The sequence below is a fragment of the Aquamicrobium defluvii genome, from assembly GCF_004363725.1.
In the GTDB taxonomy this organism is placed as follows: Bacteria; Pseudomonadota; Alphaproteobacteria; order Rhizobiales; family Rhizobiaceae; genus Mesorhizobium; species Mesorhizobium defluvii.
The window spans coordinates 19,861-38,538 of record NZ_SNZF01000004.1 but is presented as its reverse complement, the minus strand read 5'-3'; the positions used below and the strand labels follow the sequence as shown (position 1 = coordinate 38,538).

The window sequence follows — 18,678 nt, the reverse complement described above, 5'->3', positions numbered from 1 at the left end:
GTAGGGTAGCCGGAACCGGCACCGAGAGAGCAGACAGACGATGGGTTCACAAACCGATCCCGGAAAACCTCGCGAGACTGACGACGAGGTCATCGATCCTTCCCTGCGGGACGAGTCCCAGCTCGGGCGGGCACTGCTCCATGCCCTGCGCAATGCGGGTGTTTCAGTCCTTTATCAGGATACCGACCTGAGAACCGTATGGGCTCGCAACATGGCTGCGCCCTGGATGCAGGGGGGGCAGGGTGACACCATCCTGCCGCCTTCCCAGACCGCGCGCATCATCGCCGCACGCGAGGACGCCATCTCCAGCGCCAACGCCCATCGCTTCGAAATCAGCGCGCCCGGCGACGACGGCCTGCGCTGGTTCGAGATCTGGGTGGACCCGGACCAGGGGGAAGACGGAGCGGTGCTCGGTGTGATGACCACCAAGGTCGAGACGACCGAGCGCAAACAGCGCGAGCAGAGCCTGCGCGCCCTGCTGCGCGAGGTGAGCCATCGCTCCAAGAACCTTCTGGCGATCATCCAGAGCATAGCGAGCCAGACCGGACGGCACTCCGAAAACATTTCCGATTTTCTCAGCAGCTTTCAGGGACGGCTGCAATCCCTGGCCGCCTCGCAGGATCTGGTCACCTCCTCGAACTGGCGCGGCGCGGGGCTGAAGGAGCTGATAGAGGGCCAGCTCGGACATAACGCGGCCTACAGCGAAAGCGAGCTGAACTTCGAGGGGGTGAACCCTTATCTGAACCCGAACGCGGCGCTTCATATCGGCCTCGCCATGCACGAACTGGTCGTCAATTCGCTTTCCTACGGGGCTCTTTCGCACCCGGGAGGGCGGATCGACATACAGGCTGCCATGGAAGACGCTTCCGGCAAGCCCGAAGCGCCCGCCCTTGTCCTGTCATGGGTGGAACAGCTCGACCAGGGCAGCATGCTGCCGTCGCATCGGGATTTCAGGCGTGTCACGCTGGAGCGCGTGGTGCCGGCGGCGCTGGGCGGCCAGGCATCGCTGCAACTGATCGATGGCCGGCTGGAGTATCGGCTGGTGATCCCCCCCACCAATTTCGAGTCGGAAGCGGAATTCGGCGCGACGCCGTAAACACCCGTTCCTGTTTCGCAGGCTCGCCCGCAAGAATGATCCCACAGGGGGAAGTCTGCAACTTTTGGTGAACCGGCCCTCAGGAACCTTGCATGTGCCTGCGCGTTCTCTTTTCAGAGGACAACGCCATGGAACACATTGCAGCAGTTCTGTTGATCGTCGGGTGCTCGGGTGACCTTGCAGATTGCACGGAGTTGCCCGCCCCTGCCACAGTATTCGAAACCGTCGAGCAATGCGCCGCTGAACGCCAGCCGGCTTTGCGTGCGCTCTCCTCCCGGGCGGAGCGCATATTCGGCACCTGCATCGCCGTCGATCCCGCGCTGGAAGACGACTATGCCGAGATCGTCTGGCAGGTGCACCCCAACGGCAAACTGGAAGCGTCTGTCGAAAAAGGCGCGGTGGAGATCGCTTCCAGCAGCCATCGCCCCTGAAAAGTCCGTGTTGCCCACGAATGAAATCGCTGGCACTAACTTGACGGTATCGTGTTATTCGGCAAGTGAATCGCTGCAAGGCGAGAGATATCGAAGCGAGAGGAGCTACTAAATGCGGAAGATCATGATCGTCCTGGCGGCACTGGCGCTGCCGGCTGTAAGCGGCTGCACCACCACCGAACAGGACGTGGGCGTTGGCGCGGCTGCCGGCGCGGTTATCGGCGGCGTTGCCGGCGGCACCAAGGGCGCACTCATCGGCACAGCGGTCGGCGCGGGTTCCGGCCTTCTGGTGCGCAACCTGCGCAACGGCTACTGCCAGTATCGCGACCCGAACACCCGTCGTATCTACACCGCGCGCTGCAACTGACCGCGCAACGGAAGATGCATCCCGGAAGGCCGGCAATGCCGGCCTTCTTTTTTACCTGAAGCCGGCAAAGGCAACGGCCGGGGCAGTTTTTCAGCCCGGTTTTTCCGTTCGTGGGTTCCGGCTTCCGGGAACGACTCTATTTCAGCGGTATCCGGATCTCGACCTGTAGCCCGCTTGGCAGGAAGCGGCGGTCGATGGAGCCATCGAGCTCGCGCGTTATATTCATGTCGATGAACCTGGTGCCGAAGCCGGTGCTTTCAGGTTCGGCAAGGTCTTCCTGCCCGGATTCGCGCCAGTTCAGAACCAGCACCCGCTTGCGGTCCAGCCGTTCCACACGCCAGTCGACCTTCAGCGCATCGACGGAATTGCCCGCCTCGCCATATTTCAGCGCATTGGTGGCCAGTTCATGGAAAGTGAGGCCCAGCGCCTGCGTCGCCGTCTCGTTCAACAGGACCTGCGGGCCGGACAACAGCCCCTCCGGCAGATCCTTGCCGAACACCTGCCCGAGCTCGATGCGCAGCAATTCGCTGAGATCCGCCTTCTGCCAGCGCGAGCGGGTCAGCATGTCCTGCGAGGCGGCCATTGCCTGAAGGCGGGCGGAGAAGGATTCGGAGAACTCCTTCACATCGGTGGCGCGCAAGGCGGTCTGTCTGGAAATCGCCAGGATGCGGGTGATGAGGTTCTTGATCCGGTGCTTCATTTCCTGAAGCATCAGATCCTTTTCCAGAAGGCTCTTTTCCGTGGTTTCGTGAAGCCGCTCGGCGGCGTCGTAGGCACGCTCCTTGTAGCGGGCCACCAGCGCGATGGCGACGGCCGACAACAGCCCGAACAGGCCCAGCATGACGGGAATGACCCGGGATGACGGCGGGGAAAATGCTGTTGTCGGCTGGAATTGCAGAATCCACTGTCGGCCGGCAACGTTCATGCGGCGCGTGTCCACGATACGTCCGATACCCGTTACCGCAGGGGTAGCGGAACTGAATATGAGATTCCGCGCCTCGATCGAACTGTCGTAGATATCCACATGGACGGGAAGCAGCGGTATGCGGCGCAGTGCCGACTGGAACAGTTCATTGGCGCGGAACGCAGCATAAAGAAATCCCTGCGTGACGGGCGTGGTGGCATCGACCGTTACGGGGGCCGCGTCCAGCTTCAGCCGCGCGAAGACGATGAACCCCGGATAGGGCTCGACCTCGCTGTTGTTGCCGAGCATGATCGGAGCCGTGGCATGGTGCGCATCGTCCTGCATGGCCGCCTCGATCGCAGCGCGCCGGACCGGTTCCGCGAACATGTCGAAGCCTATGACCTTGTCGCTCGAAGGCTTGAGCGGCTCGAAAAGAAAGACGGGCGCGCGCCATTTCTGCTCCGACTGCGGATAGACCTTTCGCTCCAGTCCCTGCTCCTGCCGTATGGCGCGTTCGGCAACTGCCTCGTCGCCGGCCCGCACGAACCGGAGAACGCCGATGCCGCGCAGGCCTGGGAAGTTCACGCCCACGTCGAGTGCCGAAATGAAGGCCTGGAAATCCGTCCGGCTGACATGATTCCCGTGGGCGTCGAAGAATGCCTGGGTGGCCCTCAGCAGGGTCAGATGCAGGTCGAGACGGGTTTCGATACGCGAAATGGCATCGTCCACCGTCGCCTCGAACTTGATGCGCGTTGCCTCCTGCGTGGCGAAATAGGCGAAACCCGCCATCACCATGCTGATCAGTGCGACGGCCAGAAATGTCAGAAGCGGAAAAAGTCTCTTCAACTGGCTACGCGGTCCCCGGCAGAAACTGCATTTCTAGCAAGTCCGCGCGCCATGACAAGCGCGGCGCGCCCGCCACCGCCGCATTCAGGCCGCGATCTTGAGCGCTCCCGGCCCCGGTATCGCCCCCGGCGGGCATTTTCCGAGGATGATCATGCCCAGAACCTCGTCCTGTGTGACATCCTGCGTGCTCGCGGTTCCCACCACCTGCCCGTTCTTCATCACGCAGACACGGTCGGCAAGCTCGAAGACGTCGTGGATGTCGTGGCTGATGAGGAAGATGCCGATACCGTCGGCCTTTAGCTGGCGCACAAGCTCGCCGACCTGCGCGGTCTCCTGCGGCCCGAGCGCCGCCGTCGGCTCATCCATGATGAGGATGCGGGCGTTGAACAGGATGGCCCGCGCGATCGCCACCGACTGGCGCTGACCGCCGGAAAGCTTGATCACCGGCTCCTTGAAGCGCTGGAAGCGCGGGTTGAGGCGCCCCATCACCTTGCGCGCTTCCGCTTCCATCGCCACATCGTCAAGCGTGTTCCACCGCGTCATCAGTTCACGCCCGAGGAACAGATTGGCGGCCGCATCGACATTGTCGGCAAGGGCAAGCGTCTGATAGATCGTCTCGATGCCGTATTTCTTGGCGTCGCGCGGATTGTTGATCACCGCCTCCTCGCCGTTGACGAAGATCTGCCCGGCATCTCGCTTGTAGGCGCCCGAAAGTATCTTGATCAGCGTCGACTTGCCCGCGCCATTGTGGCCGAGCAGCGCCAGCACCTCGCCCGCATGAAGATCGACCGATGCGTCGTCGACGGCGCGGATGCCGCCGAAGGCGATGGAGATATTGCGCATGTCGATGAGCGGCACGGAACTCCTGCTTGCGGCTTCTGCCATGGTCGTTCCTCCTACACCCGCTTGCGATAGACGGTGTCGAGCCACACCGCGATGACCAGCACGGCGCCGACGACGATGTTCTGCAACGGCGAGTCGATGCCGAGCAGCACCATGCCCGATTGCAGCGACTGCATCAGCAGGGCGCCCAGCATCGCCCCGATGATGGTGCCCGCGCCGCCGGCAAGGGAGGTGCCGCCGATGACGGCGGCGGCGATCACCAGCAGCTCGTCCAGCGTTCCCAGCGCATTGGTCGCGGCATTGAGGCGGGCGGAGGAGATCGCGGCGCTGATCGCCACCAGCACGCCCATGATCATGAACACCTTCATGGTCACCCAGCGCGTGTTGATGCCGGCGAGGTTCGCCGCCTCCGGATTGCCGCCGATGGCGAAGACATAGCGGCCGAAACGGGTGCGGTTGGTCACGAAGGTCATGACGATGCCGACGGCGACCGCCATCAGCACGGGAATGGCGATGCCATGGGCGATGAACAGGCCGCCTTCCGGCACCTCGACACCACGCGCCTCGGCGTAGCGACGCACGATGCCGACCGGCCAGGGATAGGAGTTCGCCACCCATACCGCGCCGAGGATCGCCGCGCAGGCGACGCCGCCGAGCAGCACCTCCGCCCAGACCGGCCGCAGGGGAAAGCGGAAGCGCTTGCGCTGGCTGCGTCCGTTGAGCATCAGGAAGGCGACGCCGAGGCAGCCGGCCACCGCCACCGCCCAGCTCCAGCCGGCACCGATCGAGCCCATCGGTCCGCCGCCCATAAGCTGGAAGGTAGCGTCGAGCGGTGCCACCGTCTGCCCGCTTGTGACCCACCAGGCGGCACCGCGCCAGATCAGCAGCCCACCGAGCGTGACGATGAAGGCGGGAACCTCCAGATAGGCGATGATGAAACCGTGAAGCGCCCCGATGATGAGCCCCGTGAGGATGCCGCAGCCAAGCGCGATCACCCATATCCACGGCTCCCCGAGGGAAAAACCGAACACCCGGATGAGGATCTGCGCTTGCAGCACGCCCATGACCATGCCCACGAACCCCTCCATGGAACCCACTGAAAGATCGATGTTGCGCAGCACGATGACCAGAACCATGCCCGTGGCCATGATCGCGACCGAGGAGGTCTGCACCGACAGGTTCCAAAGGTTGCGCGGGGTCAGGAACAGCCCGCCGGACAGGAAATGCAGCACCGTCCAGATCAGCACGAGGGCGCCCAGCATGCCGAGCATGCGGATATCCAGTTCGGTCGCCTTGAGGAAGCGGGCCAACGGGCCGAGCTCGGCCTCCCGAGCCCGGTCGGCCGTCGTCGCTGAGGTCGCATCGCTCATGGTTTCCTCCCGCCGGCCGGAACCGGCCGCCAAATGCGCCACGCCGATATGCTAGAGCAAATCCAGCAAAAGTGCACAGCGGTTTTCCAACCCGGACCGTATGGCGGCAGCCCGGCTTCTGCTGTCGATTGCAAGGTTCGGGGATTTCCGGCCGGGCGCACCCCGGCAAACGTCCGCGCCTGTCGGAAGCGCCGGTGACCGGGCGCTTCCGTATCCAGTGCCAATGCGGCCTAGTCGCAAGCTGCGACGCTACCTGCCGCAACGCCGGTGCAGACCGCATCCTTTGTAATCCAGCCCGCATCGATGACCACGTTCAGATTGTCCCTGGTGATCGCGATGGGCGTAAGGAACACCGACTTGACGGTGTTGCCGCCGGGCGTCGTGAAGTCCTGCACGTTGGCGATATCGGACATCGCCTTGCCGTCGGCAAGCTGCGCGGCGATCTCGGCCGCGTTCTTGCCAAGCTCTCGCGCGTCCTTCCACACCGACACCGTCTGGGTGCCGAGCGCGATGCGGTTAAGCGCGGCGTGGTCGCCGTCCTGACCCGAAACCGGCACCGAACCGGCAAGCCCCTGCGCCTGCAGCGCGGCAATCGCACCGCCGGCAGTACCGTCGTTGGAGGCCACCACCGCATCGACATTGTTGTCGTTGGCGGTCAGGAACTGCTCCATGTTCTTCTGGGCGTTGGCAGGCAGCCAGCCGTCCGTGTACGCCTCGCCGACATTCTTGATCTTGCCGGAATCGATGGCTTCCTTCAGCACTTCCATCTGGCCCGAGAACAGGAAGTCCGCGTTCGGATCCGCACCGGATCCCTTGATGAACACGTAGTTGCCTTCGGGCTTCAGCTTGAACACCTCGCTGGCCTGCAAGCGGCCGACTTCCTTGTTATCGAAGGTGAGATAGAACACGTCGCCGTTCTCGATCAGGCGGTCGTATCCGACCACCGGAATGCCTTCGTCCAGCGCCTTCTGCACTGCCGGGCCGATGGCCGAGGCATCCTGCGCCAGAATGATCAGGGCGTTCGCGCCCTGGCTGATCAGGCTTTCCACGTCGGTGAGCTGCTTGGAGGCGGACGACTGGGCGTCGGCGGAGATGTACTTGTCGCCGGCGGCTTCGATGGCGGCCTTCATGGCCGCTTCATCGGTTTTCCAGCGCTCTTCCTGGAAGTTCGACCAGGAAACGCCGATGACCTTGTCCTTGGCCTGCGCGGTGGCGGCAAGCGTCAGCGACAAGGCGGCACCTGCCAGAATGGCGGCCGTGAATTTCCTCATGATTTCCTCCCTGCGCCCGGCGGGCGCCACTGATCTGACCCGTTAAGCCGACTGGAGACTTTTTTCGAGCCTCGAAAAAAGTGTGGCGCAATGGCCGGGCACTGTCAACGCATTTCGTCGCGCCAGAGCTATTTATTTCGAAACTCGAATTAAATAATGACAGCGCCCGGCGCTTCTGACACACTCGGGCACCTGCTATTGCGGCAAGCAGGATGGGAGGAATCGGAAGGCCATGACCGTTGGAATGCGGCACGACGATCTGCGCCGGCGCAACCGCGCCATGGTGATCGCCGCCACACGGCGCGGCGGGCAGGCCTCGCGCACCGAGATCGCTGCCATCACCGGCCTCAGCCACTCCACCATATCCGCCATTTCGTCCGACCTGATCGCCGAAGGCATATTGACAGAAACGCGCCAGGAGGCGCCGGCGCTCAAGCGCGGCCGTCCGCAGATCGGGCTGGCGCTCGATCCGCAGGCCGCATGCGCGGTTACGCTGATGCTGTCGCTCAACAGCCTGTCCGCCGTCAGCCTCGACTACGCCGGCAATTTGCTGGAGGAAGAGCATCGCCGTCTCGATACGCGCGCCCTGCCCCGCGGCGAACTGATCTGCGAATGCATGGATATCCTTCGTCGCAGGCTCGAACACCCGGCACATGCAGGCCGGCACGTGCTGCGCATCGTGCTGGCCGTACAGGGCATCACCGACGCCGAAGCGCGCTCGATGCTCTGGTCGCCGATCACGCCTCACACCGACATCCCCTTCGCTGACCTGCTGGAGGCCAGGTTCTCCATTCCCGTAACGGTGGAGAACGACTGCAACATGATGGCCGAGGCGCTGCGCTGGCGCGATCCGGAGCGCTATCGCGACGATTTTATCGCCATATTGCTTTCACACGGCATCGGCATGGGTCTGGTGCTGAAGGGATCGATGTTCACCGGCACGCATTCGTCCGGCGTGGAGTTCGGCCACATGGTCCACCGTCCGGACGGGGCATTGTGCCGCTGCGGACGGCGTGGCTGCATCGAGGCCTATGCCGGCAGCTACGCCATCTGGCGCAACGCCGCCGGCCACGACGAGAACGAGGAGCCGCGCGGAGACATCGAGGAAACGGAAATGCAGGCGCTGGCCCAGGCTGCCCGCGACCATGACGGACCCGAACGGAGGGCGTTTCGCATCGCCGGCGAGGCGCTCGGCTTCGGGCTTGGCAGCCTGTTCGCGCTGATCGACCCGGCCCCGGTGGCAATGGTCGGCCTCAACGCCGCCGCCTTCGACCTGATCGGGCCTGCGCTGCACGAGGCGATCGCCAGAACCGCGGGTGGCCATCACTCCGGATCGATCACCTTCGACACCCAGCCGGACCAGGTCGCGCTGCTGCGCGAGGGCTGCGCCATGCGCGCGCTGACATTCATCGATCACCGGATATTCGCCGCCGGCCGTGCGGCGCAGGACGAGCCTGCCTCGCTTCACTCTTCCCTGATCGCGTAACCCGAGCCGCGCACGGTGCGGATGACGTCCGGCATGCGGCCATTGTTGACGGCCTTGCGAAGCCGGCCGACATGCACGTCCACGGTGCGTTCGTCGATGTAGATGGTCTCGCCCCAGACATTGTCGAGCAGTTGCCCGCGCGAGAACACCCGGCCGGGATGCTGCATCATGAACTCGAGCAGGCGAAATTCGGTCGGTCCGAGCTTGATCTCGCTCTTCTTGCGGTAGACCCGGTGCTGCTCGCGATCGAGCACGATGTCTCCGACCTTGAGCACCGACGACAGCACCTCGGGCTTGGCGCGGCGCAGAAGCGCCTTCACCCGCGCCACCAGTTCAGGCATGGAGAAGGGCTTCACCAGATAGTCGTCGGCACCCGTGGACAGGCCGCGCACGCGGTCGCTTTCCTCGCCGCGCGCGGTCAGCATGATGATCGGCAACCGCTCCGTCTGCTCGCGCATCCGCAGCCGCCGGCACAGTTCGATGCCCGAAACCGCCGGAACCATCCAGTCGAGCACCAGCAGATCGGGCACGTTTTCCTGCAACCGCAACTCTGCCTCGTCGCCGCGTGTGACGATCTCGACCTGATAGCCCTCCGCCTCGAGATTGTAGCGCAGAAGAACGCCCAGCGGTTCCTCGTCCTCGACCACCATGATGCGGGGTGCAATCATGTCCTGCTCCTAAAAATACACTCAGGCCGCCGGCACCGGCACGCCGGTTTCGTCCTGCTTGGGCCTGTGAACCGGCAACTGCTCGCCGGTCAGCACATAATAGGCATTTTCCGCGATATTGGTCACGTGGTCGCCGATCCGCTCCAGATTCTTGGCGCAGAACAACAGATGCGTACAGGCGGTGATGTTGCGCGCGTCTTCCATCATGTAGGTCAGAAGTTCACGAAACACCGAGGTGTAGCGAACGTCGATCAGCTCGTCCTCGTCACGCAGTCGAACCAGCCCCTCCGGGCTGCGCGCGCTGTACTCCTCGATGACGCCCTGCACCTGCTCCAGAACCAGTTCGGCCATATCCTCGATGGAACGGGCGAGCTCGCGCGGCATGGTCGATTGTCCGACCGCATCGACACGCTTGGCGATGTTCTTGGCGAGGTCGCCGATCCGCTCCAGGTCTCCCGCCATGCGGATGGCGCCGACAATGGCACGCAGGTCCTGCGCCATGGGCTGGCGCTTGCCGATCAGGGTGATGGCGCGGTCGTCCAGCCGGCGCTGAAGGCTGTCCATGACAGCATCTTCCGAAACGACGCGCTGCGCCAGCGCGCTGTCGGGAACGATGAGGCTCTGCGTGGCCTCGTCGACCATCGAGCGCGCCAGACTGACCATGTCTCGCACCAGCCCTTCGATCTCCTGCAGATCCTCGTCGAAGGCGGTCACCGTATGAGCACCCATTATCCGTTCCTCGTCTGTTGGAATGGCAGCGGAACCACTCAGCCGAAGCGGCCGGTGATGTAGTCCTGCGTGCGCTTGTCGTCGGGGTTGGTGAACATCTTCTCCGTCGGCCCCTCCTCGACAAGATTGCCGAGATGGAACATGGCCGTGCGCTGCGAGACGCGCGCCGCCTGCTGCATGGAGTGCGTGACGATGACGATGGTGTAGTTCTCGCGCAACTCGTCGATCAGCTCCTCGACGCGCGCCGTCGCGATCGGGTCGAGGGCCGAGCAGGGCTCGTCCATCAGGATCACTTCGGGCGAGACGGCGATGGCCCGCGCGATGCACAGGCGCTGCTGCTGGCCGCCGGAAAGGCCGGTGCCCGGCTCATTGAGGCGGTCCTTGACCTCGTTGAACAGACCCGCGCGCTTCAGGCTCGATTCCACGACAGCATCCATGTCCGCCTTGCTGCGGGCAAGGCCATGGATGCGCGGGCCGTAGGCAATGTTGTCGTAGATCGACTTCGGAAACGGGTTGGGCTTCTGGAACACCATGCCGACGCGCGAGCGCAGCTCGACCACATCGATGTCGCGGTCGTAGATGTCTTCGCCGTCCAGCGTGATCTTGCCGACCACGCGGGCATTGTCGATGGTGTCGTTCATGCGGTTGAGGCAGCGCAGGAAGGTCGATTTTCCGCAACCGGACGGGCCGATCAGAGCGGTCACCTGATTCTGGCGCACCAGAAGGTCCACGTCGAACAGCGCCTGCTTGTCGCCATAGAAGACCCCCACCTTCTCTCCGCGCATCTTGATGCGCTCGTTCGCGGCAGCGGCCACCTTCTCGTTCACGGCATTTTCCAGAGTTGTTTCGCTCATGACATTCATGGGTCCTGGTTCCTTATCTACCAGCGCCGTTCGAAGCGCCGGCGCAGCAGGATCGCGGCCAGGTTCATCGCGGCAAGGAAAAGCAGAAGGATGATGATGGCGCCCGAGGTGCGTTCCACGAAGGCACGCTCAGCCTCGTTGGCCCACATGTAGATCTGCACGGGAAGCGCGGTGGCCGGGTCCAGCGGCGTGGCCGGATAGTCGGCGACGAAGGCGACCATGCCGATCAGCAGCAGGGGCGCGGTTTCGCCGAGCGCCTGTGCCAGACCGATGATGGTGCCGGTGAGGATGCCGGGCGCGGCAAGCGGCAGCACATGATGGAACACCGTCTGCATGCGCGAGGCGCCTATTCCCAGCGCGCCGGAACGGATGGACGGCGGAACCGCCTTAAGCGCCGCGCGGGTGGCGATGATGATGGTCGGCAGGGTCATCAGCGTCAGCACCAGCCCGCCGACCAGCGAGGCCGAACGCGGCAGCCCGGCGAAGTTGACGAACACGGCAAGGCCCAGCAGACCGAACACGATGGACGGCACCGCAGCCAGATTGTTGATGTTGACCTCGATCAGGTCGGTCCAGCGGTTCTTCGGCGCGAACTCCTCCAGGTAGATGGAGGCGGCCACGCCGATGGGCAGCGCCAGCACCAGCACGATCAGCATCATGTAGAGCGAGCCGATCAGCGCCACGCCCATGCCCGCCGTCTCCGGCCGGCTGGAAGCGCCGAAGGTGAACAGACCGCGATTGAAGCGCTCGATCATGGTGCCGTCGGCAGTCAGCGTCTTCATCCAGCCGACCTGCTTGTCCTTGACCTTGCGCCGGGATTCGGGAACCGACAGGTCGATCTGGCCCTTGTGGGCGGAATCGACATCGGCGGCAGCAAGAACCCACACATTCTGCGTGGTGCCGATGATCGACGGATCGGCCAGCACCATGTCACGGAGCTGCGTGCGCACCCCCTGCGAGATCATGCCGGACAAGAGACGCAGCTCCGCCCTGTTTCCCTCGGCGTCGACATCGATGCCGAGCTTTGTGGCGAGCGCATTCCGTGCCAGCAGCGGATAGTTGGCCGTGGCCAGCACGTTGGGGTCGCTGTCACGCTTGCCGTCGGCATCGATGACATCCGGATCGAAGCTCACGGCGAGATTGATCGAGGTCTGCCAGAAGGCGGTGTAGCCTCCCCTGACGACGGTAAACAACAACGCCGCCAGGAAGAAGATGCCGATGCCGATGGCTATCAGCCCGTAGAGACGGAACCGGCGTTCTGCGCGGTAGCGGCGCTGTATGCCGATGTCGCGGCGGGGTGGCGCCACGGCATCCACGGCTCCGGCTTGATCGAACGGAATGTCGGTCATTCGTACTGTTCCCGATATTTGCGCACGATGTAGAGCGCCAGCACATTCATGCCGAGCGTGATGACGAACAGGGTGATGCCAAGCGCGAAGGCGACCAGCGTCTGCGGCGAGGTGAACTCAAGGTCGCCGGTGAGCTGGTTCACGATCTTGACCGTGATGGTGGTCATCGCCTCCCCCGGATTCAGCGTAAGCTTGGCCGCAACGCCTGCCGCCAGCACCACGATCATGGTCTCTCCGATGGCGCGCGAGGCGGTCAGAAGAAGCGCGCCGACGATGCCTGGCAGTGCTGCCGGCAGGATGACGTTGCGCACCGTTTCGGAACGCGTCGCGCCAAGCCCGAGCGAGCCGTCGTGAAGGGAGCGTGGGACCGAGCTGATAATGTCGTCCGAAAGCGAGGAGACGAAGGGGATGAGCATGATGCCCATGACCAGACCCGCGGTGAGCACGCTCTGGGCCATGATGAAGGGCTGGCCACCGGACAGCGCCGCCGAAATGTCGCGCAGAAGCGGCCCGACCGTCACCAGCGCGAAGATACCGTAGACGATGGTGGGGATGCCAGCGAGCAGCTCAAGCACAGGCTTGACCACCGAGCGCACTTTCCGCGAGGCGTATTCGGACATGTAAATGGCCGCGAACAGGCCGACGGGAACTGCGAACAGCATCGCCACCAGCGCAATGTAAAGCGTGCCTGCAAGCAGCGGGATAAGGCCGAACTGGCCGGTCGCTCCACCGGAGCCTGCGGCCGCGAAGCGCGGATCCCAAACCGTGCCGAAGAAGAAGTTGGACAGCGGCACCGACTGGAAGAAAGTCAGGGTCTGGAACAGCATCGACAGAACGATGCCGACCGTGGTGAGAATGGCGACGGTGGAGGCCGCGATCAGCCCCCACAGCATGACACGCTCGACATTGTTGCGGGCACGCCGGCGCAGCGTGATGCCGGACAGGCCGAGCCAGGCACCGGCCAGCGACAGAAGGATCGCGCCGACGGCCGACCAGAGCGAGGATGAATCGCTCATGGAACGGTAGTTCTCGGCGGCGGGAATCATATAGGCCTCGCCGCTGGAAGCGAGCGCGACGCCCCGGGACGCAAACAACGCCTTGAGATCGGCCTGGCCGGAACGCACCTGATCCAGTTCCGCAGGCGTAAGGCGACGCATGCCGTCGCCGATGGTGTAGATCGTGCCCATCGTCAGCGAGCGGTTCGCATCGGAGGCGGACCGCACCTGCTCGGGCAGGCTGCGCCACACGGCCGAGTCGATATATACAGGGCTCGTCGCCTTCCAGATTCCGAAGAAGATAATGGCGGGAAAGATTGCCAGAATCAGCGCGTAGGAACCGTGATAGCCGGGCAGCGAATGCTGTTTGACACCGGCTTGCGGCTCCAGCCGCGCTGCGCGCAGGCGCGCCACCATAAAAGCCACCACGCCGATGACGAGGATGATGGCAAGGACCCAGGAAACGCTCATGAAGTGTGTCCGGTTGGCTTTCAGGGGCTGGCCCTGGATTGCTTCACACAGCGGAGGGACGGGGCGCGGGAACCAGGCGCGCGCCCCGAACCGGTTTCGTCAGAGGGTTTTGCCGGACTCGAAAGCCGAGCGCTGCTCGTCGCGCTCCGCATCGGGAGCCGAGACCAGACCGTATTCGGCCAGCGGGCTCTCAGGGCCGACCATGTCGTCGGAGAGGAAGAAGTTCACATACTCCTTCAGGCCCGGGACGACGTCGAGGTGAGCCTTCTTCACGTAGAAGAAGAGCGGGCGCGACACCGGATACTCGCCCTTGGCGATGGTCTCGACCGACGGGCTCACGCCCTCGACGGTGGCGACCTTCAGCTTGTCGGCGTTGTTCTCGTAGAAGGCGAGGCCGAACACGCCTACACCGGTCTTGTTGGAGTCGATGCGGGCAAGCGTTTCGGTGTAGTCGCCATCGATGTCGACGGCCTTGCCATCCTTGCGGACTGCGATGCAGGCGGCCGCGGCGGCCTTGTCGTCAGTGCCGGTGGCCTTGATGGCTTCGAGAGCGCCGGAAGCCTTGCAGCCTTCCGTCATCAGCTTCTCTTCGAAGACTTCGCGGGTGCCGTGCTTTTCGCCGGGAATGTAGGCGGCGATATCCCAGTCGGGCAGCGCCGAATTCACTTCGTTCCACTTGGCGACCTTGTTGTCGACCAGCTTGCCGTCGACGACGACCTGAGCGGCGAGCGCCTTGTAGATATCCTGTGCGGTCAGGGCCCAGTCGGGACCGTTGATGTCGGTGGCGAAAACGATGCCGTCATAGCCGATGCGCACTTCCTGGATGTCGGTGACGCCGGCATCGGCGCAGGCCTTCACTTCCGACTCCTTGATCGGGCGCGAGGAGTTGGCGATGTCGATGGTGTTCTCGCCGACGCCCTTGCAGAATTCCTTGAGGCCGCCCGACGAACCGCCCGACTCCACGACCGGGGTCTTGAAGTTGGAATAGGCTTCCGAGAAGTTCTCGGCAACGATCTTGGCGTAGGGAAGAACGGTCGACGAACCGGCGATCTGGATCTGGTCGCGCACCGAGGCGAAGCCCGCCGTCGCGGCCAGCGCAAGCGCCGCAACCGACGCGGTGAGGACGTATCTTTTCATTTGGCCTGCTCCTGTTCGCAAGGTGGTCTGGCAGCGCTCCTTCAGCGCCCGGTGTGGCCAATAGACCCCGTTTATTACAGTCGCATGACAGTTTCGTGTCGGTCCGGTAAAGCTTGACATGGAAGGGTTTGACGGCATCCGCGCGACTGCAAAGCCCGGACACCTGCAAGGGAAACGGCCATCCGCGCTATCTGCCTGTTATTGCCGCCCTTGTGGCTTTCTCCGGCCCGTTGAGCAGCGTGCGGTCCGTTAGAGCATCGGACCGAAAAGTGTAGTCGGTTTTCGGATTATTCCGATGCTCAAACAAAATGTCAGAGCGTCCCTTGTGCGTCCGAAAGGACGCACGGCGCTCTAGCCGCGCCCGGTTTCCTGCTGCTCGCATTCGCGGGGGCAGGAATGTCCGAGCCATCGCTCCAGCTTGGCCATCAGCGCCCGCGGGCTGACGGGCTTGGGCAGATAATCGTCCATGCCGCTTTCGAGGCAGCGCTCGCGATCGCCCTTGAGCGCATGGGCCGTCACCCCGACGATCGGTATGTGCGACGCGCCAGCCGCCTCGCTTTCGCGGATACGGGCGGTGGCCTCGTAGCCGTTCATCTGCGGCATGGAAACGTCCATCAGGATCATCCGCGGCCGCAGGGTCCGGTATGCCTCGACCGCCAGCATGCCGTTGGCGACGATCTCGAAGCTGTATCCGCTTTCGGAAAGGATCTGCGTGAACACAAGCTGGTTCACCTCATTGTCTTCGGCGACCAGTATGTCGGGGGACCGGGCTGGAGTCCCGCCGGCGGAAGCCGAAACCGGTTTTCCGGTTTCGGCAACCTCGACAGGATCGGGCGCCGTTCGAGCCGGAGGCGGTTCATCGCCGAGATCCGCAGCCTCGTCTGCCGGCCCGCCCCGGTAACGCTGAATCGCATCGACCAGCACTGCAAGCAGGGCCGAAGAGCGCACAGGCTTCGTAAGGTGGGCATGGATGTCGAGATCCCGGCACAACGGATCGGCCATCGAATGATCGACCGAGGTGAGCAGCAGGACAGGTATGTCGCGGAAACCCGATGCAGCACGCACCGCCCGCGCCACGTCCGGTCCGCTCATGCCGGGCATCTGGTAGTCGAGCACGATGCATTCCACGTCAACGCCCCGCGCGGCGGCAGCCTCCAGAACCTTCAGGCCCTCGATGCCGTTGGCGGCGGCGCAGCAATCGAAACCCCAGGATTGCATCTGTTCGCTCAGGATGGCGCGATTGACCGCGTTGTCGTCGATGACAAGCACCCTCGCCCCGGTCACATCGACCGGAGGCGCTGGCTGTGCCGCGAGGCTGCTGCCCTTTTCGAGGGTTATTTCGAACCAGAAGGTCGAGCCCCGGCCCGGCTCGCTTTCCACGCCGATCTCGCCGCCCATCAGCGCAACCAGCCGCGACGAGATGGCCAGCCCCAGCCCTGTGCCCTCATGCCGGCGCGTCGAGGAGCCATCGACCTGGCTGAACTTGTCGAACACCAGCGCCAGTTTGCCGGCCGGAATGCCGATGCCCGTATCCGTCACGGCGAAATGCAGCTTCGTTCTGTCGCCCCTGTCTTCTCCCGACACATCGACCAGCACATGGCCGTGATCGGTGAACTTCACCGCATTGCCAAGCAGGTTGAGCAGGATCTGGCGGATGCGCGCCGCATCGCCGACGAAGCAACTTTCCAGACCGGGCTCGACACGGACGACAAGTTCCACATCCTTTTCGCGCGCGTGTGCCACGACGAGAGCGAGGGCATCGTCGACGGCCTCGCCCAGATGGAAAGGCGCAGGATCGAGAACCATCTGTCCGGCATCGATCTTCGAGAAGTCGAGGATGTCGTTGATGATGGCAAGCAGGGCATTGCCGGATTTCGTGATGATATCTGTGAAGGTCCGTTGCTTCTGGTCGAGCTCCGTCTTCGACAACAGCTCCGCCATGCCGAGCACGCCATTCATGGGCGTGCGGATTTCATGGCTCATATTGGCCAGAAACTCGGATTTGGCGCGATCGGCGAGTTCGGCCCGGCGGCGCGCCTCGTCAAGCTCGGCCTCCCTCTGCTTCAGCTCGGTGATGTCGGTGGTCGAGCCGATGAGATAAAGCGATCCATCGGAAGCGGTCATCGCGCTTTTGCGCGCGAACTGATGCCGGACCGCGCCGTCGGCCGCCATCACGATTTCCTCGCCCTCCTGGGTTTCGCCAGTCCGCAACACGGCCAGATCGCTTTCCGTCATTCCCCGTCCGTGAACGCCAAACAGCTCCATGTCGGTCCTGCCGACTGCATCCTCGCGGCTGATGCCGGTCAGTTCGCTCCACCCGCGATTGACATAGAATTGTCTCAAATCCGCATGCTTGGCGTAGATCGACACAGGCACGTTGTCGATCAGGCTGCGGAAGAGTTCATTCTCGCGCATGCTTTCGCGCAATGCCCGCTCACGCTCCTTCAGCGCCGTGACATCATAATAGGAAATGAGCCGCCGGCCGCCCGAAAGCGCGGTGACGGAGTAGATCATGGTGCGGCCGTCCGCCCGGCGGAACTCGCGTGGCGCCACCTCGCCGGCCCGGATTTCAGCCAGCCGGCGCGAGACATAATCCTCCCACGCATCGTCGTCGACGCCATAGACCCCCGTATGCCTGTCAGCCTCGAGCAGCGCGCGGAACGGGCGGCCCGGCTCGACCTGATCCGGCGACAGGTTCCACAGCTTCCAGAAGGCCCGGTTGATCAGCTCCGCATTGAGCGCCTCGTCGACAATGACGATGGCCATGTCCAGCAGATCGACGGTTCGCTCCAGATCGAGGCGGAGCTGATGGCTCCGTGCCTTGCTGCTTTCCAGCTCGGTCACATCGGAGCATGTCGAGACCAGCATGCCGGTGTCGGTGCGGATGGAGCGCTGCTGCACCATGCGGCCGCTGGCAAAGCGGATCGGCACGGGATGGCCGTTCGAGTTCCGGCGCGCTTCCAGTGTCGCCTCGCGCCAGTCAGCGTCCGACAGCCCGCCCGTGTCCCACAGGCCGCGTGCCAGCCCGGCATCGAGTATCTGGCCGAATGAAATACCGGGCCTGATCACATCGCCAAGTCCGCAATAGAGCTGGAGGAGAGCCTCGTTGTGCAGGATCAGAACGTCGTTCTCGTCATAGAGGCACAATGCATCGCTGATGGCATTCAGCGCGGCAATGGCCTGGCGCGCCTCGCGCATCGCAACGTGCGGGGCAGGCATGAAATCCTGCACCTGCACCACTATGGCGGTGATGTTGCGCGCAATGCCCCGGTAGCCGGTGAAATTGCCCTGCGCATCGAAATGCGGTTCCCCGCTGGTGGAAACCCAGCGGCAGAAGGCGGGGCCGTCCTTCAACTCGTAGACGAAATCGCGAAATGGGCGACGCTGGTGCAAGTCGTCGAGGTGAGCCAGCACATTGTGGTTGCCGTGGCGGGCCTGTTCCATGAAATCGAACCGGAAACGGCCGATGACGGTTTCCGGCGGCCTTCCGCTGGCTGCGAAGTAATTGTCCGAAAGCCATGAGAACCGCAGGTCCGGGCCGGTTTCCCAGAGCCAGCACGATGCGTCGCCATCATGATTGGAAAGAGAAAGGCCATCTGCCGGTGCCGGCAAGGAGACGGCCGGCGCAGCCTGAGCATCACCGGCGTGAGCGCCATCGGCACTCCCATTTTCGCCGCCCTGCCCGATCGGCCCGTGCGCTTGCCCCATATGAACCCAGCCCTGCTCCCCTGCCGGACACCCCTTATGCGCGCAATGGAAGTGCTGATGACAAGGCTAACTGTCTGCTAACCATAAGGCAAGCGTGCCGGCTTCATCCACCCCCGGTGGTGCCGTGCGCAGGCGTAACGCAAA

Annotated in this window: 15 protein-coding genes; 4 read left to right on the top strand and 11 right to left on the bottom strand. The window is 63.7% G+C overall.

Annotation, left to right across the window (positions count from 1 at the left end; translation table 11 throughout):
* Positions 1–40: 40 nt before the first annotated feature.
* From DES43_RS04100 to DES43_RS04090, 3 genes are all read left to right on the top strand, one after another.
* On the top strand, positions 41–1,096 hold the full coding sequence (locus tag DES43_RS04100) for a sensor histidine kinase (RefSeq protein WP_035027179.1): 1,056 nt from the start codon (positions 41–43) through the stop codon (positions 1,094–1,096).
* Between the two features lie 92 nt (positions 1,097–1,188).
* Positions 1,189–1,527, top strand: a complete 339-nt coding sequence (locus DES43_RS04095) for a hypothetical protein (protein ID WP_245264718.1) — start codon at positions 1,189–1,191, stop codon at positions 1,525–1,527.
* A gap of 112 nt (positions 1,528–1,639) precedes the next feature.
* Entirely contained in the window at positions 1,640–1,894 is a 255-nt protein-coding gene (locus tag DES43_RS04090) for a YMGG-like glycine zipper-containing protein (protein WP_035027180.1), read from the top strand.
* A 136-nt stretch (positions 1,895–2,030) separates the two neighbouring features.
* On the opposite strand, the gene DES43_RS04085 is transcribed toward DES43_RS04090, so the two are convergent.
* The 4 genes from DES43_RS04085 to xylF all read right to left on the bottom strand — a co-directional run bounded on the left by DES43_RS04085 (position 2,031) and on the right by xylF (position 7,128).
* Entirely contained in the window at positions 2,031–3,644 is a 1,614-nt protein-coding gene (locus DES43_RS04085) for a CHASE domain-containing protein (RefSeq protein ID WP_133674824.1), read from the bottom strand.
* Between the two features lie 84 nt (positions 3,645–3,728).
* Positions 3,729–4,529: an ATP-binding cassette domain-containing protein gene (locus tag DES43_RS04080; RefSeq protein ID WP_035027182.1), complete on the bottom strand. Its 801-nt coding sequence runs from the start codon at positions 4,527–4,529 to the stop codon at positions 3,729–3,731.
* 11 nt (positions 4,530–4,540) lie between these two features.
* Positions 4,541–5,857: a sugar ABC transporter permease gene (locus DES43_RS04075; protein ID WP_035027183.1), complete on the bottom strand. Its 1,317-nt coding sequence runs from the start codon at positions 5,855–5,857 to the stop codon at positions 4,541–4,543.
* A 230-nt stretch (positions 5,858–6,087) separates the two neighbouring features.
* Positions 6,088–7,128 (bottom strand): D-xylose ABC transporter substrate-binding protein, encoded by a 1,041-nt coding sequence (gene xylF / locus DES43_RS04070; RefSeq protein WP_035027184.1) that lies wholly within the window; start codon positions 7,126–7,128, stop codon positions 6,088–6,090.
* A 232-nt stretch (positions 7,129–7,360) separates the two neighbouring features.
* Here xylF and DES43_RS04065 point away from each other — a divergent pair, with 232 nt between their 5' ends.
* Positions 7,361–8,614: an ROK family transcriptional regulator gene (locus DES43_RS04065; protein WP_035027185.1), complete on the top strand. Its 1,254-nt coding sequence runs from the start codon at positions 7,361–7,363 to the stop codon at positions 8,612–8,614.
* On the opposite strand, the gene phoB is transcribed toward DES43_RS04065, so the two are convergent.
* From phoB to DES43_RS04030, 7 genes are all read right to left on the bottom strand, one after another.
* Positions 8,593–9,282: a phosphate regulon transcriptional regulator PhoB gene (gene phoB, locus DES43_RS04060; protein WP_035027186.1), complete on the bottom strand. Its 690-nt coding sequence runs from the start codon at positions 9,280–9,282 to the stop codon at positions 8,593–8,595. The genes DES43_RS04065 and phoB overlap by 22 nt on opposite strands.
* A 21-nt stretch (positions 9,283–9,303) precedes the next feature.
* Positions 9,304–10,011: a phosphate signaling complex protein PhoU gene (phoU, locus tag DES43_RS04055; protein ID WP_035027187.1), complete on the bottom strand. Its 708-nt coding sequence runs from the start codon at positions 10,009–10,011 to the stop codon at positions 9,304–9,306.
* Between the two features lie 38 nt (positions 10,012–10,049).
* Positions 10,050–10,874 carry a phosphate ABC transporter ATP-binding protein PstB gene (gene pstB / locus DES43_RS04050; protein ID WP_035027188.1) on the bottom strand — a complete coding sequence of 275 codons (825 nt, stop codon included), beginning with the start codon at positions 10,872–10,874 and terminating at the stop codon, positions 10,050–10,052.
* A 17-nt stretch (positions 10,875–10,891) separates the two neighbouring features.
* Positions 10,892–12,223, bottom strand: a complete 1,332-nt coding sequence (gene pstA / locus DES43_RS04045; protein ID WP_035027189.1) for a phosphate ABC transporter permease PstA — start codon at positions 12,221–12,223, stop codon at positions 10,892–10,894.
* Positions 12,220–13,689, bottom strand: coding sequence for a phosphate ABC transporter permease subunit PstC (pstC, locus tag DES43_RS04040; protein ID WP_035027190.1), 1,470 nt, complete (start codon positions 13,687–13,689; stop codon positions 12,220–12,222). The genes pstA and pstC overlap by 4 nt, the downstream gene beginning before the upstream one ends.
* 99 nt (positions 13,690–13,788) lie before the next feature.
* A complete protein-coding gene (locus tag DES43_RS04035) occupies positions 13,789–14,826 on the bottom strand; it encodes a PstS family phosphate ABC transporter substrate-binding protein (RefSeq protein ID WP_035027191.1) in 1,038 nt (345 codons plus the stop codon).
* A 351-nt stretch (positions 14,827–15,177) separates the two neighbouring features.
* The gene (locus DES43_RS04030) at positions 15,178–18,534 is read right to left on the bottom strand and encodes a response regulator (protein ID WP_035027192.1); all 3,357 of its coding nucleotides are present in this window, start codon (positions 18,532–18,534) and stop codon (positions 15,178–15,180) included.
* Between the last annotated feature and the right edge of the window lie 144 nt (positions 18,535–18,678).